The 18,006-nt window shown below is 31.9% G+C and carries 21 protein-coding genes and 1 tRNA gene; 14 read left to right on the plus strand and 8 right to left on the minus strand.

The annotated features are described in order from the left end of the window. Positions 1–485 precede the first annotated feature (485 nt). Positions 486–1,325, plus strand: coding sequence for a tyrosine-type recombinase/integrase (locus BLW20_RS12355; RefSeq protein WP_091101616.1), 840 nt, complete (start codon positions 486–488; stop codon positions 1,323–1,325). Positions 1,326–1,409: 84 nt separating this feature from the next. Here BLW20_RS12355 and BLW20_RS12360 read toward each other — a convergent pair. The 5 genes from BLW20_RS12360 to porX form a co-directional block, all read right to left on the minus strand. Then, positions 1,410–1,494, minus strand: a tRNA-Ser gene (locus BLW20_RS12360). Positions 1,495–1,631: 137 nt separating this feature from the next. Then, a complete protein-coding gene (locus BLW20_RS12365) occupies positions 1,632–2,012 on the minus strand; it encodes a DUF4258 domain-containing protein (protein ID WP_091101620.1) in 381 nt (126 codons plus the stop codon). A 37-nt stretch (positions 2,013–2,049) separates the two neighbouring features. Beyond that, positions 2,050–3,246, minus strand: coding sequence for an alanine dehydrogenase (locus BLW20_RS12370; RefSeq protein WP_091101624.1), 1,197 nt, complete (start codon positions 3,244–3,246; stop codon positions 2,050–2,052). 2 nt (positions 3,247–3,248) lie between these two features. Beyond that, the gene (tsaE, locus tag BLW20_RS12375) at positions 3,249–3,653 is read right to left on the minus strand and encodes a tRNA (adenosine(37)-N6)-threonylcarbamoyltransferase complex ATPase subunit type 1 TsaE (RefSeq protein ID WP_091101628.1); all 405 of its coding nucleotides are present in this window, start codon (positions 3,651–3,653) and stop codon (positions 3,249–3,251) included. 1 nt (position 3,654) lies between these two features. Beyond that, positions 3,655–5,208 carry a T9SS response regulator signal transducer PorX gene (porX, locus tag BLW20_RS12380; protein ID WP_091101631.1) on the minus strand — a complete coding sequence of 518 codons (1,554 nt, stop codon included), beginning with the start codon at positions 5,206–5,208 and terminating at the stop codon, positions 3,655–3,657. A gap of 209 nt (positions 5,209–5,417) precedes the next feature. Between porX and BLW20_RS12385 the strand changes: the two genes are divergently transcribed. The 8 genes from BLW20_RS12385 to BLW20_RS12420 all read left to right on the plus strand — a co-directional run bounded on the left by BLW20_RS12385 (position 5,418) and on the right by BLW20_RS12420 (position 12,936). After that, on the plus strand, positions 5,418–6,413 hold the full coding sequence (locus BLW20_RS12385) for a glycosyltransferase family 2 protein (protein WP_091101634.1): 996 nt from the start codon (positions 5,418–5,420) through the stop codon (positions 6,411–6,413). Next, complete coding sequence (gene coaE, locus BLW20_RS12390) at positions 6,413–7,000, plus strand: dephospho-CoA kinase (protein WP_091101636.1); 588 nt, start codon at positions 6,413–6,415, stop codon at positions 6,998–7,000. The genes BLW20_RS12385 and coaE overlap by 1 nt, the downstream gene beginning before the upstream one ends. A gap of 78 nt (positions 7,001–7,078) precedes the next feature. After that, positions 7,079–8,683 (plus strand): sensor histidine kinase, encoded by a 1,605-nt coding sequence (locus BLW20_RS12395; protein ID WP_091101639.1) that lies wholly within the window; start codon positions 7,079–7,081, stop codon positions 8,681–8,683. Between the two features lie 23 nt (positions 8,684–8,706). Beyond that, positions 8,707–9,411 carry a response regulator transcription factor gene (locus BLW20_RS12400; protein ID WP_091101643.1) on the plus strand — a complete coding sequence of 235 codons (705 nt, stop codon included), beginning with the start codon at positions 8,707–8,709 and terminating at the stop codon, positions 9,409–9,411. A gap of 97 nt (positions 9,412–9,508) precedes the next feature. Then, on the plus strand, positions 9,509–10,201 hold the full coding sequence (locus BLW20_RS12405) for a DUF4294 domain-containing protein (RefSeq protein WP_091101646.1): 693 nt from the start codon (positions 9,509–9,511) through the stop codon (positions 10,199–10,201). A gap of 39 nt (positions 10,202–10,240) precedes the next feature. Beyond that, positions 10,241–11,323 (plus strand): DNA polymerase III subunit gamma/tau, encoded by a 1,083-nt coding sequence (dnaX, locus tag BLW20_RS12410; RefSeq protein WP_091101649.1) that lies wholly within the window; start codon positions 10,241–10,243, stop codon positions 11,321–11,323. A gap of 146 nt (positions 11,324–11,469) precedes the next feature. Continuing rightward, the gene (locus BLW20_RS12415) at positions 11,470–11,955 is read left to right on the plus strand and encodes a hypothetical protein (RefSeq protein ID WP_091101652.1); all 486 of its coding nucleotides are present in this window, start codon (positions 11,470–11,472) and stop codon (positions 11,953–11,955) included. Between the two features lie 201 nt (positions 11,956–12,156). After that, on the plus strand, positions 12,157–12,936 hold the full coding sequence (locus BLW20_RS12420; protein ID WP_091101655.1) for a hypothetical protein: 780 nt from the start codon (positions 12,157–12,159) through the stop codon (positions 12,934–12,936). Between the two features lie 43 nt (positions 12,937–12,979). Here the strand turns inward: BLW20_RS12420 and BLW20_RS12425 are convergent, their stop codons facing one another. Both BLW20_RS12425 and BLW20_RS12430 read right to left on the minus strand, forming a co-directional pair. Then, entirely contained in the window at positions 12,980–13,393 is a 414-nt protein-coding gene (locus BLW20_RS12425; protein ID WP_091101658.1) for a CCC motif membrane protein, read from the minus strand. An 8-nt stretch (positions 13,394–13,401) separates the two neighbouring features. Beyond that, positions 13,402–13,686, minus strand: coding sequence for a DUF2752 domain-containing protein (locus tag BLW20_RS12430; protein ID WP_091101660.1), 285 nt, complete (start codon positions 13,684–13,686; stop codon positions 13,402–13,404). Between the two features lie 54 nt (positions 13,687–13,740). On the opposite strand from BLW20_RS12430, the gene BLW20_RS12435 reads away from it, so the two are divergent. Then, complete coding sequence (locus BLW20_RS12435) at positions 13,741–13,929, plus strand: hypothetical protein (protein WP_091101664.1); 189 nt, start codon at positions 13,741–13,743, stop codon at positions 13,927–13,929. Then, on the plus strand, positions 13,922–14,485 hold the full coding sequence (locus BLW20_RS12440; protein ID WP_091101666.1) for a Smr/MutS family protein: 564 nt from the start codon (positions 13,922–13,924) through the stop codon (positions 14,483–14,485). The genes BLW20_RS12435 and BLW20_RS12440 overlap by 8 nt, the downstream gene beginning before the upstream one ends. Before the next feature lie 19 nt (positions 14,486–14,504). Here the strand turns inward: BLW20_RS12440 and BLW20_RS12445 are convergent, their stop codons facing one another. Further along, on the minus strand, positions 14,505–15,440 hold the full coding sequence (locus tag BLW20_RS12445; protein WP_091101668.1) for a hypothetical protein: 936 nt from the start codon (positions 15,438–15,440) through the stop codon (positions 14,505–14,507). A gap of 94 nt (positions 15,441–15,534) precedes the next feature. Between BLW20_RS12445 and BLW20_RS12450 the strand changes: the two genes are divergently transcribed. The 3 genes from BLW20_RS12450 to BLW20_RS12460 form a co-directional block, all read left to right on the plus strand. After that, on the plus strand, positions 15,535–17,157 hold the full coding sequence (locus BLW20_RS12450; RefSeq protein ID WP_091101671.1) for an MFS transporter: 1,623 nt from the start codon (positions 15,535–15,537) through the stop codon (positions 17,155–17,157). Positions 17,158–17,160: 3 nt separating this feature from the next. After that, positions 17,161–17,550, plus strand: a complete 390-nt coding sequence (locus BLW20_RS12455; protein WP_091101674.1) for a hypothetical protein — start codon at positions 17,161–17,163, stop codon at positions 17,548–17,550. A 188-nt stretch (positions 17,551–17,738) separates the two neighbouring features. Beyond that, a partial coding sequence (locus BLW20_RS12460) for a DUF4372 domain-containing protein (RefSeq protein WP_143037794.1) occupies positions 17,739–18,006 on the plus strand: 268 nt, incomplete at its 3' end.

Genomic DNA, 18,006 nt, shown 5'->3' on the forward strand with positions numbered 1-18,006 from the left:
TGGGCTTGGTTGCGGTTAGGTAAAATTAAATGTGGTGCAAAAGCGTTGGACTTTTGGGTGGGTTGCACCTCTTTTAATTTTGCGAGGCGTTGGCAAAATTTCGGTTTTGTCGGTCGGTTGATTTTGTGTCGGAGCATTCAAATGCCATTACCGATAACGGCCCGGCGGCTTTGCGCAGTTTCGACCGAGCTTTGCTCGGGTCGGAATTGTGCAAAACCGCTTGATGTGCGCCAGTCCGCGTAGCGGCTGGTGTTCATCAGGCGGTGTCAGCCGCCGGGCCGATGATACGCAAGGAGCGCAGCGGATTGCGTATCATCATTGTTTTTTTACGAAACAAAACGTGGTGTAGTTTCGTAAAAAAACACCTATATACGCATTTCGTAAAATCTGTTACTAATATAATTATTTTTTTGTAAATTAGATACTTAGTAAGTTGTTTTTTGTGGATAGCGAAACAAAATAGGTTAAATTAGATTTATTTAAGTATGGATAGCGAAACAATATTAAAAACTTTACATGACCGATTGCAAGTGCAACGCTATGCCAATAATACCATAAAATCGTATTGTGGTTATGCACAAATATTCTTAGAGTATATGAATAAATATCGTACGCTCAACGAAATACCTATTGCTGAAATAGAGGGTTTTATTAATGAAAAAGTATTTCAAGAAAATATTAGTGCATCTTATCAACGCTCTTTAGTTGGGGCAATTAAGAAGATTTATGAGTTGGTCAATAATCAAACGATAGAATTGAATTATTTATATCCTAAACGAAAATCAACCCAACTGCCTACTTTCTTTTCTCAAGAAGAAGTGAGAAAAATATTAAATGCTACAGAAAATTTAAAGCATAAAGCAATTCTTACCACTATTTACAGTTGTGGATTACGCTTAAGTGAGTTAATAAATCTTAAACTAACCGATGTAAAATCCGACAGTAATTTACTGTTAATACAACAAAGCAAAGGGAATAAAGATAGGCTAGTAGCTTTACCTGATAAGTTATTAAGTTTGTTGCGAGAATATTATATTGAATATAAACCCAAAATATTTTTATTTGAAGGAACTAATGATGAGCAATACAGCGAAAGAAGTGTTCAGTTAGTTTTGAAAAAGTCAATGAAAAAAGCCAATATTGCAACAAAAGGCAGTGTGCATACTTTGCGTCATTCGTACGCCACACATTTAATAAAAAGCGGAATTGACATTCGGGTTGTACAAGAATTATTAGGACATAGTGATATTAGAGCAACCATGATTTACACTCATATTACAGATGTAGATAAGAAATCGACACCAAGTCCATTAGATTTTTTATAACCTAAAATAAAAAACCCAACTTCACATTTTCGGGTGTAAAATTGGGTGTTTATGTTTTAACTGATTAAGTATCAGTATTTATTGCGGAGAAAGAGGGATTCGAACCCCCGGACCTGTTACAGTCAACAGTTTTCAAGACTGCCGCATTCGACCACTCTGCCATTTCTCCTCGGTCTTAACTAACATTGTTACCTTTGTTAATTGTGGTGCAAATATAGACTGAAATTCTTATTCTGCAAGACTTTTTTTGATGTTTTTTTAGTTTTTTTTATAACTATTTAATTATCAGTTTAAAAAAATAAATGATTATTTTGTTGTAGGATAAACATCTTTTATTAGTACTTTACCAGTGTAATTGATCATTTCAATAGTAATTGGTTCTTTTTTAGTATTTTGCCCTTCTATAATATATAATTTTCCTCCTTTCACGGCAATATTGCTTTTAGAAAAATCTACATCTCCATAAGTCAAGCAGGCTTTAACATCGTTCATTGTTATTAAGGCGTTGTCAAAACTAATTTGAGCTTTCTCGGAAATATTAATAGGTTTTGAACGTAAGTCTTTTAAAACACGACAATTTGGTAAATAACAAAATTGGGCGTCTTTTTCATTAAAAAAATAATAAACTATAAACCCACCAAGTAATAATCCAAATAAATAATAAGCTAAACGTTGAGAAAACTTCATAAAGAATAATTTTTGAGCAAAAGTACAATTAATTTAGTTACATCAATATCAAATTAAGATCTTTAAAATTTAAATTAAACCATTTGCCAATTGCTTCGTTAACTAAAATTCCTTTGTATATATATATACCCGATCGGATGGTGGTATCGTAACTTATGGCATCGTCTATAGAACCGTTTTCACTTAGATCTAATAAATAAGGGGATAAGATATTGCTTATTGCCAAAGAAGCTGTTTTTGAATATTTGGCAGTTATGTTTGGTACCCCGTAATGAATAACCCCGTATTTAGTAATTGTGGGTCGTTCATGGGTGGTTACTTCCGATGTTTCAAAACAACCGCCATTATCAATGCACACATCAATTATTACAGAACCGGGTTTCATTCGCTGAACCATTTCTTCAGAAACCAGAATAGGAGAGCGGTTGCAGCCCTTAACGGCACCAATGGCAACATCGCACCGCATGAGTGATTTGGTAAGAACGCGTTCTTGAATGGTTGATGTAAAAACCTGCGACGGCAATGTTTTTTGCAACCTTTTTAATTTGTGTATGTTATTGTCAAAAACCTTTACGTTTACACCTAACGCCAAAGCTGTTCTTATAGCAGATTCGGCTACCAGTCCGGCTCCTAGTATTACCACTTCGGTTGGTGGAACGCCTGTAACGTTTCCAAAAAGCAATCCTTTACCTCCGTTCATACTACACATATATTCACTTGCTATTTGGATAGAAGCAATGCCTGCTATCTGGCTTATGGCATCTAAAAACGGGTACGCTCCGTAACGGTCTTTAATAAATTCGTAACACAAAGCGGTGATTTTCTTTTTTTGTAACGCCTCAAAATAGTCCTTTTGCTGGGTTTTAAGTTGTAATGCCGAAAACAGATACGTTTTGGGTTTCATCAACTTTATCTCGTCAAGAGTAGGTGGTTCTACTTTTAAAACAATTGGACAGCCAAATACTTTTTCTTTATCATGTGTTATGGTTGCACCGGCTTCACTGTATTTTTTATCATCATAACTTGCCTCTTTACCTGCACCGGCTTCGATTAAAATTCTATGACCGGCTTTTACAAGCATACTGACAGACTCTGGTGTTAAGCAGATTCTTTTTTCAATTTTAAAATCTTCTTTGGGAATACCAATAAAAAGCTGTCCGCGTTTTTTGCGGATTTCTAATTTCTCCTCTTGCGGAATTAATTGCGATTTTGAAAAGGGGCTCGTTATATCCATAATCATTCAAAATTTAATTCTCGTGCATGCTCATCTATGATTTCAATGGTTATTTGATGTGTGTTTTCAGGTAAAATAGTTGTTGCTAATTCAGGCCATTCAACAAAACTCCAGGCATCTTCATAAAAATATTCATCTAATCCCATATCATAAGCTTCTTCTTCATTTTTTAACCGGTACAGATCAAAATGATAAATTTTACCTTGTTTACCTAAATATTCGTTAACAATTGAAAATGTGGGACTGTTAGCCAGATCGTTAACCCCCAGATTTTTCGCTAAAGCCTTTATTAACGTGGTTTTGCCAGCGCCCATTGGTGCATTAAAAAGCCAGGTTTTGAACGTGCTGTTGTCGATCAATTGTTGTGCGACATAATCCAAATCGTCAATCGAATATTTTATTTTCATTTTATTTTTTAGGTGTTAGGGTAATAAAAGGTACAATCATTTCTTCTAAAGAGATCCCTCCGTGCTGATAGGTATTTTTAAAATAACTTACGTAATGATTGTAGTTGTTAATATACGCCAAAAAATAATCGCTTTTAGCAAAAATGAACGAACTGCTGATGTTTATTGCCGGTAACTGAATTTTTTTAGGATCTTTTACCACATATACATCTTTGGGTTCATAAGTTAATGATTTACCTGTTTTGTAACGTAAATTAAGACTGGTGTTTTTGTCGCCAATTACCTGCGATGGATTTTTACAATTTATGGTTCCGTGGTCGGTGGTAATAATTAACTTGAATCCTGCTGTTTGTGCTTGTTGTATAATATCCAGTAAAGGGGAATTTTTAAACCAGCTTTGCGTTAATGACCGGTAAGCTTTATCTGTTGATGCCAATTCTTTTATTACTTCCATCTCGGTTTTGGCGTGTGAAATCATATCAACAAAATTATAAACCAAAGCTATTAGTTTATTGTCTTTCATTGATTTAAAATTGTCTGCCAATTTTTTACCGTCTTTTAAATTGGTTATTTTATGGTATTCGTGTTTAATATTTAAACGCAAACGTTTTAAATGTTCATCTAAAAACTGGGATTCAAACAGGTTTTTCCCACCGTCATCTACATCGTTTTTCCAGTATTGGGGTAATTGTTTTTCCATTTCTAACGGAGTTAAACCGGAAAAAATGGCGTTTCGTGCATATTGTGTTGCTGTTGGCAGAATCGAATAATAATAATCTTCTTTATCTACTTTATAATACTGGTTTACAATAGATTCAAAAGATTTCCATTGATCGTATCGTAAATTGTCTATAACAATAAACAGCACATTTTCTTCGTTTCTTAGTTCGGGAACTACTTTTCTAACAAATAATTTATGTGAAAACAAGGGTGCTTCCTCATCATTATTGATCCAATCTTCGTAATTTTTTTCAACAAATTTTCCAAATTGAATATTAGCTTCTTCTTTTTGCTGTTCTAAAATTTCTGTTAAGTTTTGATCTTCAATTACTTCAAGTTGCATTTCCCAGAAAATCAATCTTTTATATAAATCAGCCCACTCTTGATGCGAATTCGCCTGCATCATATCCATGGCTATTTTTCGGAATTCTTTTTGATAGTCTAAAGATGTTTTTTCAGAAACCAATCTCGAATGATCTAAATTCTTTTTTAAACTCAACAAAATCTGGTTTGGATTTACTGGTTTTATCAGATAATCGGCAATTTTAGATCCAATAGCCTCATCCATTATATATTCTTCCTCGCTTTTTGTAATCATTATAATAGGCGTGGTCGATTTTTTTTCTTTTAATTCAGAAAGTGTTTCCAAACCTGTAATCCCGGGCATGTTTTCATCTAAAAAAACGGCATCGAAATTTTCTTCATCAAATAAATCAATAGCATCTTGCCCGTTTGTTGCTGTAGTTACTTCATAACCTTTTTTCTCTAAGAAAAGAATGTGCGGTTTTAAGAGATCTATTTCATCATCAACCCACAATATTTTTATTTTATTCATAGTAATATCTTTTTAACCTTAAAGTGTTAAGGTGTTTCAAACTTTAAATTTAGTAAAAAGGCTTTTTAGTTTTTCTTAAAATTATAATAAGAAAATTGTAAACCTTTATTTATTTACAAAAATCATATAAATATTTTGTTTTTCGATACTTTTGTAAGATTTAATTAATAAAAACAACAACACAAATGTTGTATAACAAAAATAGTTGAATGTATTTTTCTTTTATTATACCCGTATATAACCGACCCGATGAAATTGATGAGTTATTGAACAGCCTGCTTCATCAAAATTATAAAGAAATTTTTGAAGTTGTGGTGGTTGAAGATGGTTCAAAAATACCATGCAAAGATATTGTAAACAAATATGTTAACAGCCTTAATGTATCGTATTACTTTAAAGATAATTCCGGACCGGGAGCTTCGCGAAATTACGGAATGAATGTTGCTAAAGGCAATTATTTTATCATTTTGGATTCTGATTGTATTTTACCTGAAAATTATCTGGTGGAAGTAGATAAATATCTGAATGATAATTATGTTGACTGTTTTGGCGGACCTGATGCGGCACACCCTTCTTTTTCAGATGTTCAAAAAGCAATTAATCAAACAATGACATCGGTTTTAACAACAGGCGGAATCCGTGGGGCAAGTGAAAAACTGGGTAAATTTCAACCCCGTAGTTTCAATATGGGACTTTCAAAAGAAGCTTTTTTGGCATCGGGTGGGTTTGGAAAAATTCATCCGGGCGAAGATCCAGATTTGTCAATCCGTTTATGGAAAATGAATTATAAAACAGCTTTAATTTCAAATGCTTATGTTTTCCACAAACGTCGTATCGATTGGGAAAAATTCTACAAACAAGTCAATAAATTTGGTAAAGCACGCCCCATTTTAAATAAACGTTATCCAGAATATAATAAAATAACGTACTGGTTTCCTTCATTATTCATGATCGGATTAATAACTGCTGTATTACTGTTGTTCTTCGGTATAAAAATAATATTGTTTTTGTATATAGGTTATTTTCTGGCGTTGTTTATGGAAAGTTTAATAGCTACAAAAAGTCTAAAGATAAGTTTTTTAACAATTATTGCAAGCTTTATTCAGTTTTTTGGATATGGGGCAGGGTTTTTGTACAGTTACTTTTTGTTAAATATCAAAAAAGAAGATCCACAAAGTGCAATGCCCGAAATGTTTTTTAAATAATGGTAAAGATAATTGGTTTAACAGGCGGTATTGGTAGCGGCAAAACCACTGTTATTAATTACATAAAATCAAAAGGTTTTCCCGTTTACATTGCCGATGAGGCGGGTAAGGAAGTTATGGAATATCCTGAAATTATAACGAAAATAAACTTGTTGTTTAATAACGAAGTGCTGTTGCCTGACGGATTTTTAGATCGTACTAAAATAGCCTCAATTGTTTTTCAAAATAAAGAATTATTAGGTCAGTTAAATCAAATTGTACATCCGGCTGTAGCATTACATTTTGAAAATTTTAAAAAAGAAAACGCTACGGCAGACGTTATCTTTAAAGAGAGTGCCATTTTATTTGAATCAGAAGCTTATAAAAAATGTTATGCAACTATTTTAATAACTGCTCCGCTTGAAGTACGTGTAAACCGTGTAATACAGCGTGATAACATTACTAAAGAAGAAGTTTTAAGCCGCATTAAAAACCAACTTACCGATGAAGAAAAAGCAAAACTGGCAACATATATTGTTGAAAACATTGATTTAAACGAAACTTTTAAGAATGTTGACCAAATCGTAAATAAAATTTTAATAAATTAATTTAGATTGTTAATTTTAGGTTAAACAAAATGTGTTTTAATCATTAAAATGTTAAATTTGAATAAGTAAATACACATAATGAATAAATATAGATTTCAGTTTTTAATCGTATTAATGAGTTTAGCCTTGATGGGCATCATTTTAATACAGCTTTACTGGATAAGAACAACCTATGAAAATAAAGACGACCAGTTTCAGCATTTGGTAAATCAAACTATTGGAAAGGTTGCTGATAAGGTTAAAGAAAAAGAGCGTTACGAATTTGCTAAAAAAGTATACGAATACCGTACAAAAACAGGCGAAGTGCCTGATAGAAAAAAGATAAAAGAAATTTTTTACATTGAAAAAGACAACCGAACCAATGAAGAAATTGTTTATTCAAACATTATTTCGGTAGAAAATTTTAATGATTTTAATTTTGGTAAAGCGTTCATTGACAGTGCCAGCGGGTATAAAAAAGATTATAACAATTACATTAGCCAACGAAAAACGGAAGTTTACCACGGAAAAAACACGAATATTGACATAGGTACTGATATTCATCAGTCTATGAATACGGAAAGTAAACCTGACATATTGGTTGAGAAAAATGGTACCATTAACGAGTTTAGTGATTTAATGTATTACGATATTGTTCCTTTTTATCAATTAGAAGACCGTTTAAACAACGAAACGTTGCAAAATTTGATTAAGCAGGAATTAAAAAACAATAAGGTTGAAACCAATTTTGAATACGCTGTTTTTGATAATAGCATAGAAACATCTATAAAATCAAGAAACTTTGTTTACAACGATAAAAACACCTATTCTGCACCAATTTTAACAGACATAGACAATCGTTCAAAATATCAGTTATATATTAATTTTCCTGATAAATCCAGATTTTTAGTGTCCGATTTACTGCCGTTTATTTTTATATCACTTTTATTTACAATAGTAATTATAGCAGCTTATTACAGCGCCATCAGACAGTTAATCACTCAAAGGCAAATCTCGGAGATTAAAAACGATTTCATCAATAATATGACGCACGAGTTTAAAACGCCTATAGCAACAATCAACCTTGCTTTAGATGCCATTAAAAACCCAAAAATCATTAGCGATGAAGACAAAGTATTACGATATGTACAAATGATTCGGGATGAAAATAAACGCATGCATGCCCAAATAGAAAATATTTTAAGAATATCTAAATTAGAGAAAAAAGAGCTCGATATTCCAAAAGAAAAAGTGGAATTAACCGAAGTTTTAGAAGTTGCAATAGATCATGTGTCGTTATTAATCGAAGATCGTGAAGGTAAATTAACCACACATTTCAATACACAACGCGATACGGTTTTAATAAACCCAACGCATTTTACCAGCGTATTTGTAAATATATTAGACAATGCTATTAAATATTCTCCAAATGCACCAATAATTGATATTTATACCGAAAACGTAAAAGATACCGTTGTGGTAAGAATTAAAGATCAAGGTGCGGGAATGAGTAAAACGGCAACAAAGAAAATTTTTGATAAATTTTACCGCGAACACACAGGCGATTTGCACAACGTCAAAGGACACGGTTTAGGATTGGCTTACGTGAAACAAATAGTTGACGACCATAACGCCCAGGTATATGTAGAAAGCGAAAAAGGTAAGGGGAGTACCTTTATAATAAAAATACCATTGATAAATTAACAAACAACAAATAAATATAAAAAATGGAAGCAAATAAGAAAATTTTGTTAGTAGAAGATGATCCAAATTTTGGATCCATCCTAAAAGATTACCTGACAATGAATGATTTCGATGTAACTCTTGCAAAAAATGGTATGGAAGGATTCGAAAAGTTCAAAAAAGACACATACAATTTATGTATTTTAGACGTAATGATGCCTTATAAAGACGGTTTTACGTTGGCACGAGAAATTAGAGATAAGAATAAAGAAATCCCTATTATTTTCTTAACAGCCAAAACAATGAAAGAAGATGTTTTAAAAGGATATAAAGTTGGTGCTGACGATTATTTAAATAAACCTTTTGATTCTGAAGTTTTATTGATGAAGATAAAAGCCATCATGCAACGTAAAACATCAGAAGTAAAAGCAGAAAACACCCAATTTGAATTCCAGATAGGAAAATTTAATCTGAATTCAAAACTTCGTTTCCTTACATTTGAAAATGAAGAACCAATAAAATTGTCACCAAAAGAAAACGATCTATTAAAAATGCTTGCATTATACGAAAACGATTTAATGCCAAGAGAAGTTGCGTTGACAAAGATTTGGAGAGACGATAATTATTTTACCTCGCGAAGCATGGACGTTTACATTGCCAAATTAAGAAAGTACCTGAAGCCCGATGAAAATGTTGAAATTTTAAACATTCACGGAGAAGGTTTTAGATTGGTTATTAACAAAAAATAAAAAAATGGCTTTATTGAAAAGCCATTTTTTTTTATTTAAATTCTAATAAAATAATATTTTTTTTATTCTATATTTACCTTAAATAACTCAGAGAACAATGAAAAAATTTGTCGTATTGTTTTTTTCTTTTTTTGCATTACAGTTGAGTGCACAGGTAAATGATTGGGAAAAATATGCCGATTCGTTACGCACCAATGTATTAGATGACGGCGAAATAGAAACAGAATATCTTTTACCCGAACTACATATCAATTTTTCAAAAGAAGAATTAGAGCGCATTCAAATTGAAAGCATTTTAAAACAACGGATTTTAAGGGTTTATCAATATGCAGTGCTGACAAGTCATAATTTAACGATTTTAAACCAAGAAATGGCAAAACTGGAAAAAAAATCGGAAAAAAGAAAACATTTAAAACAAACAGAAAAATATTTAAAAGAACAATTTGGAGATCGCTTAAAAAAACTTTCCCGAAAAGATGGGCAAATTTTAGTGAAACTAATAAACCGTCAAACAGATCAAACTGCTTTTGAGCTGGTAAAAGATTTAAAGAGCGGATGGAGTGCTTTTTGGAACAATCAAACGGCAAAATTATTTGATATCAACCTTAAAACAAAATATGCTCCCGGAGATGTTCTCGAAGATTTTTATATAGAAATGCTCCTTAACCAATTAGCGCTTGAGGGCAGAATAGAGTATCGTCCGGCCGCCAAAGATTATAAAATGGATCAGGTAAAAGCTAGCTGGAAACGAAAATTGGGTGATTCCGGATATTACCCTGAAGAAAATTAATAGAACTTTTTTGATATATTTGCAGTAAGCAATTAATCTATGGAACAATTTATTGTATCGGCACGTAAATACCGTCCGCAAACTTTTAAAGATGTTGTTGGGCAACAAACCATTACCAATACCTTACTAAATGCCATTGAGAACAATCATTTGGCTCAGGCACTGTTGTTTACAGGTCCCCGAGGTGTGGGTAAAACTACTTGTGCACGTATTTTAGCCCGAAAAATCAATCAGATGGGTTATGATGATCCTAACGAAGATTTTGCTTTTAACGTTTTTGAATTAGATGCCGCTTCAAACAATTCGGTTGATGATATTCGTAATTTGATCGATCAGGTTCGTATTCCGCCACAAACCGGAACTTACAAAGTATATATAATTGATGAAGTTCACATGTTGTCGGCAGCAGCGTTTAATGCATTTTTAAAAACTTTGGAAGAACCACCCAAACACGCGATATTTATTTTAGCAACTACCGAGAAGCACAAGATCATTCCTACCATTCTTTCTCGTTGTCAGATATTTGATTTCAAGAGAATTACTATTAATGATGCAAAGGAATACTTGAAATATGTTGCAGAAAGTCAAAACATAACTTTTGAGGAAGATGCTTTGCAAATTATCGCTCAAAAAGCAGACGGCGCCATGCGTGATGCCTTGTCTATTTTTGACCGAGTGGTTTCATATTGCGGGAATAATTTAACCAGACAAGCAGTAGCCGAAAATCTAAATGTTTTAGATTACGACTACTATTTAAAAGTAACCGATTTAATCATTACCAACAATATCCCTGAATTGTTGCTAGCTTTTGATACTATTTTAGCAAAAGGGTTTGATGGCAATCATTTTATCACTGGGTTGGCAACGCACTTTAGAAATTTATTGGTTTCTAAAAATCCTCAAACGCTTAATCTGCTCGATGTAAGTGATGAGAATAAAAACTTGTTTTATGTACAATCTCAAAAGCTTTCACAAGACATTTTAATTGAAGCAATTAATTTAGCCAACAATTGCGATTTAAAATATAAAACATCGGTAAACCAACGTTTATTGGTAGAATTGTGTTTAATGCAATTGGCAACACTGACACACCCTGAAAAAAAAAATTTAGTTCACAATTAATTCCTGCTTTTTACTTTAAAAAATCTGCTAAAAGCAGCGATTCAATTGTTGTTGAAGAACCCAAAGCTGTCATTATTCAGAAAAAAGAAGAGGAAAAATCAATTGTTAATGATCATTCTGAAGAGCTGACAACGCAAAAAGTAGTTTTGTCTAAAACAACAAATGAGCATCAGGTATCGGCTTTATCATTAAAGAGTATTAAGAAAAAAAGAGAATTAGAAGCTTCTATAAATCCTGTACAAATCAATCAGGAAGATTTGCCAAAGGAACATTTTACTTTTGAAGACCTTAAAAAACATTGGGATTTTTTATCAAATCAATATTATACCACCGGCAGAATGTTGATGTCTTCAACCATGAACATGGCAAATTTATCATTGAATGATACGGTTTTAACTGTTGAATTTCCAAACAAAGGCAGTCAATTGAGTTTTGAAGAAAATTTATATGATTTAGTATCGTATATTCATAAAAAACTAAACAATTACCACTTAAAAATTGAGGTAAAAGTTAATGAACATACCGAAATAAAAAAGGCTTATACCATTAACGACAGATTAGATTATTTAAAAGAAATAAACCCTGCATTAGATTTGTTAATTAAAACGTTTGATTTAGATATTAAGCCTTAAAAAAATATAAACAAAATAAAATAGGGAAGTCCTTTTAATCAATGAAGATTTAATAACTGGTATTAATTTTCGAGTTCACTACTTTTTACCAAACGTTTTTATCAATATAGCTCCCTAATTTTATAGCATATTCTATAGCAACAGGCTTAATGTTTTGTTTATCTTTGTTTTTTAATAATCTTTTTTATGTTAAAATAAGCAATGAAATACGTTTTACTTTTTCTTTTTTCGGGTATTTTTAATCTACAAGCACAAAACTATCTGGATTATTATTTTAAATCGAATAACATAGACGGAGCCATTGTGATTTATAATCAAAATAAAGACGAATGGTTATTTAATACCGAAGTGGAACCTTTTAGCAACACCCCCGTCGCAGCACATTTTCAGTTATGGCAGGCATTGGTTGGTTTAGAAGAAAAAGTTTTTAAAACAGATGTTAACGAGAAAAAATTATGGGACGGTGTAAAAAGATCTTTTTTTGAGGAAAGAAAACCTGAATGGAACAGAGATACCAATTTGATTGATGCCATTAAAAATAAAACCGATTGGTATTTTGATTTATTACAGAATAATTTACCCGAAAAAAGTTATTTGCAAAATATAAAGAATCCACCTCTTTTAAAGGAAATTAAAAATAATGAATCGCTTTATTTTTGGAATTACGCCGGTTTAACAAACCCTAATACCATGATATTGTTTTTAAAAGATTTGTATGAAACGAAGTTACCGTTTAATAAAAAATACCAGCAGTTTGTAATAAATCAATTATTTATTCATGACAACTTGGCTATACACACAGCTGAAACAAGTTACTTAGGAAAAAAAATAGATTGGACAATTGGTATTTATTTAAAACAAGATAAACCTGTTTATTTTTCATTGAGAACTTACAGGTCTTTAGAAACAGAAAAATTAGAGGATTATGAGAAAAGAAAAAATTTAATCATTTCACAAATTTTTGATGTATTGAATTTCTGATAAAAAAAACCTCGAAATAATTTTTCGAGGTTTTTTTTAGTTTTTATTGATATTGTTGGAAAAATTCTTGTATTCTTTCCTGCATTAATTGTTGGTCTGTTAAGGCCTCCATTCCAACAACAGATATCATGAATACAATAAAAATAATCATCAATACAGAAAGAACGATTCCTATTATCGCTAATATTCTACCGGTATTCACATTGGAATAGTTTGTATATGCATTAGGGTTTTGTTTGTATAAAGAAGTACTTTTTTTTGCTAAAACCAATGCAACAATCCCACAAATTAATCCTACAATTCCATAAAAACAACAAGATCCTAAAATAGAGATAATCCCTAAAACTAAAACAGCTGTTGCATTAGGTAATTGAGAGGGAATAAAATTTTCGTTTCCATTGTTAAAATTTTGATTCTGATAATTTTGCGGATCGTTTTGATTTTGATAATTTTCCATAGTTTATTTTATTTAAAGTTAAAAAAATGTTTGTAAATATACGCAATAACCATAATAATTGCGTTTAAAATCGCTAAAGAAATAATTATTTTATGATAATTTCTTTTTTTATCAACAAAATGTAAAAATAAAAATAAACACAATAATATAGTAGTATAAATGGCAGGAAACATTTTAAAAGCATCAACAAAATTTCCTTGAGCCACCATATACGCAGCCCTTTGCGTACCGCAACCAAAACATTCAACTCCGAAAAGCTTTTTGGTAGTACAAGGCAGCATATATTCTTCCATAGAATCAATTTTTTATCGAAAGTATTAATTTATTAAATTTGAAAAAAATATAAAATGAAAATTCTTTTATACATAATAGCTTTTGGCGTGATGATCTGGGCATTGATAGAACAAACCAAAACACATCCAAATATCTATATACAAATCATTGCCGTACTAATTTTTTTCTTTTTGATGAGAAACTTAATGAGTAAAACACCAAGTAACGCTAATGAACAAAATAACGATATAACTAATGAGTAAAGAAATTAATTTAGGTTCTTTTGTTGAAGTTTTAGATGAAGATTTTAGCGGAAAAGTCATAAAGCTACAAAATAACGAAGCGGTTATTTTAACCAATGACGGATTTGAACTGACTTATTCTATTAATCAATTAATTTTAATAGGCGATGGAGCTGCAATTAAACAAGCTTCTTCATTTGGGGCAATAGAACAAGCTAAAATACAAAAACACACAATAAATTATCATAAAGTAAACACTGAAAAAAAATCAAAAAAAGATGAAATTGTTTTAGAAATCGATCTTCATATCGAAAAACTGGTCAAAAATTTCAAACATCTGTCTAATTTTGATATTTTAAATATTCAAGTAGATACAGCGAGGTATAAATTGGAATTCGCTATAAAAAACCGTATCCCGAAATTAGTTTTTATTCACGGAATGGGTGAAGGAGTTTTAAAAACAGAATTGGAATATTTATTTGGACGCTATCCTGAAATTTCTTTTCAAGATGCCAATTACCGCAAATATGGATTAGGTGCAACGGAGGTATATGTAAAACAAAATCCGAATCATTAAAAAGTGATTCGGATTCCTTTTATAAAACAACCTGATACGTTCCCAAGATTCTTTCAGTAATCTTAAAAGAACTTTTATCTTTGATAAATTCTGCATTAACCAGTCTTAAAACGTGTCTGTATCCTGTAATTTGATTTGTTACAGGACTTGTTACAACCGTACTTACAATTTCTAAACTTCCGTTGCTAACGTGCCATTCTTCTTTAACGGCAGTATCAGGTGTTTCACAAATATCGGTGTTTGAAATAGTTGTTTTAAACATAAAATAACTTAACAAACTGGTATCGTTTAAAGAAATAGTTTGTGTTTGGTCTGATGTTGGGAAAACAAAATCTTCAGGAAGTTGCAGTTGCAACATTTCATTACTGGTTTTTCCGGTTAAAATACCGTCACAAATTTCAAAATTGGTACTAAAATTAAATGATAATTTACTTGAATCGTAGATATACGAACCATAAGGTAAAGTAGTATAACGTATTTCAGAGCTACCGTTTGTTAAAGTGATGTTTTCAAAATTTATAGTGTACCTGTAAGTAACATTCACAGTTGATTCCGTTACCACAGGAACCATTGTGCGCGTGTAATTAATAGTTCCACCCGGAACAGAGGTGTATTCAGAAACAACTTTAGGATTTGCCGGTGGTAATAAACTACAGATAACATTTGTATTTAAAGTTCCGTCATACGTGCGATAATAGATTTTTGTCTGATTTGATGTTGATAACTTTTGAAGCTCATTTAACGGAGCAATTGTATCTAAAACCGATCCATTGGTTCCAAAAGTAAAATCAACCAAAAGCAATTCATTGTTGTTTATCTTAAAGTATAATTCATTATCGGTACATTTTTGAATGTCCTGATTTTCATCAAAATTCAGATTTTCAAAAACCAGATCGCCGTCGTTACAAGCTGTTAAACATCCCGCTGTCAGAATTAGTCCAACTATTTTTTTCATAGCATATAAACTTTCCCACAAAAATAACTTTTTTATAACCAAAATAGCTGTTCTTGATGCAAATTTTTATATTTGATTTTTAAATCAAAAATGTATGAGTAATACTGTAAAAACAAATTATCCTGCGTTATATACCCTTGTTGTAGTTTTCTTTTTTTGGGGATTTATCGCTGCCGGAAACAACATTTTTATCCCTTTTTGTAAAGATTACTTTCATTTAGACCAGTTTCAATCGCAGCTGATAGATTTTGCTTTTTACACGGCGTATTATATCGGTGCCTTGATTTTATTTGCAACCAGCAATGTAAAAGGTAAAGATTTGGTTACTTTTTGGGGGTACAAGCGAAGTATTGTTTACGGATTGCTGTTTTCTACCATTGGGGCGGTTGCCATGATTTTGGCGGTTGAAGCAAATGTGTATTACGGAATGCTGATTGGTTTATTTATTGTAGCACTGGGGTTTTCGTTACAACAAACAGCCGCAAATCCGTTTGCTATTTTGCTGGGCGATGAAAAAACAGGGGCGAGCCGGGTAAATTTGGGAGGAGGAATCAATTCGTTAGGTACCACCATTGGTCCGTTAGTGGTTGCTTTTGCCTTGTTTGGAACAACTGCTGCCGTAACCGAAAACCAAATAAAATCATTGAGCTTGGATAAAGTAGTTTTGTTGTATGTTTGTGTAGGTTTGCTTTTTATTGGAGCCGCAGCTTTGTTTTACTTCTCTAAAAAACTGCCCGAAGGTAAAAGTACCGAACCCATAGAAAAAGCTCCAAAAGCATTGAATATATTGGTTTTAATGACCATTTTATTATTGATTTGTTTCAGTTTTGTATTTTCAACATATAAAGAAACTACCGAAATAATAGACAAAGCATCTTTAGAAAACACTCGGGTTCTTTGGTTGTCGCTTGCATTTTTAGTAGTGATTTTAGGATTGCTTTTTGCCTATAAAAAAGCATCGGTAAAACCAGAAGGCTGGGGAGCAATGAAATATCCGCAATTGGTTTTAGGAATGCTGGCGATTTTTATGTACGTTGGAGTAGAGGTAGGTATTGGTAGTAATTTGGGCGAATTGCTAAAATCACCAGAATTTGGCGGATTGTCATCGTCTGAAATTGCTCCGTATATCTCTATGTACTGGGGCAGTATGATGATTGGACGCTGGGCAGGTGCAGTAAGTGCTTTTAATCTAACCAAAAATAAACAATTAGTATTAACCATTATTTTACCAATAATCGCTTTTGGAATTATCCTTACCGCTAATACTTTGGCAGCATATAATATGAGTCATTTTTACGCTTTTATTGTTTGTGTTTTTATCCAAATTGCATTAATTATTATTACAAAAAACACTCCGGCAAAAACATTATTGGCATTTAGTGTATTTGGCATAGTTGCTTTGTTAATTGGTTTAAACACCACAGGAACACTTGCCGTTTATGCCCTTCTATGCGGAGGGTTGGCATGCAGCATCATGTGGCCGGCGATTTATAATTTAAGTTTAATGGGCTTGGGAAAATACACTGCACAAGGCTCTGCTTTTTTGGTAATGATGATTTTAGGCGGAGGAATCATTCCTCCCATACAAGGAAAAATAGCCGATATTATTGGTATCCATTCATCGTATATTGTATCGTTAATTTGTTTTATTTATTTATTACTATTTGCTTTTGTGGTCGTACGGATTTTAAGAAAACAACAGATAAATATTGAATAAATAATGAAAAAAGTAATGATAATATATTTTTTACTAATCTTGACTCAATCTTGTATTGGTATACGTACTGATGATAGTATAAATTTGGGTAATAACTACAGATTTATTCAAGATACTCCACAAACAATAATATATCATAGTAACGATAATTACGAAGGTATTGGTGTGGAAATAATACCACCAATGGTATTGTCTTATCAATTTGATGACCGATATATTATAGTAAAATCACAAGATATAGATGAAACAACAGGCAATATTGAAGGTAAATCCATTAGATATTGGATAATAGATAAAAGATTGAGAGCAAATTCAGTTGAATCGTTAGATTCTATTAACTTTTATAGAATTTTAGATGAACGTAATATAAGCCTTCGGTTCAGTGACAGTTAAGATAAGGTTTCAAATATATTCAAATCAGTATGATTTTAAGGTGAAAATCTGCTACATAGGGAGATTTGACAACTTAGAGGTTAATTAGATGATTTAGTATTTTTTTTCATTGTTGTCCGATAAAAAGGAAGCCAACTTAATGGCTTCCTAAAAACATCGTAAATTTGTGTTGCAAAACTTAAAATACGATGAGTAAAAGTAATCATTTTTCGACAAAATCCGTTTTCGGACAGCTGATTTCATTAATTGACGATTCGATGATAAAAAGAGAAGTGAAAAAATGCGATTCCGATCGTTATACAAAGCGATTTACAACAAAAGATCACTTGATAAGTATGCTCTTTTGTTCGTTTTCAAAGTGCACTTCCTTACGGGAAATATCGGGAGCAATGCTTGGTCTGTCTGGAAAAACGGCAGGATTCCAGTTAAATCATATTCCAAAAAGAAGCACCCTTT

The organism is Paenimyroides marinum (assembly GCF_900108395.1).
Classification (GTDB): Bacteria; Bacteroidota; Bacteroidia; order Flavobacteriales; family Flavobacteriaceae; genus Flavobacterium; species Flavobacterium marinum.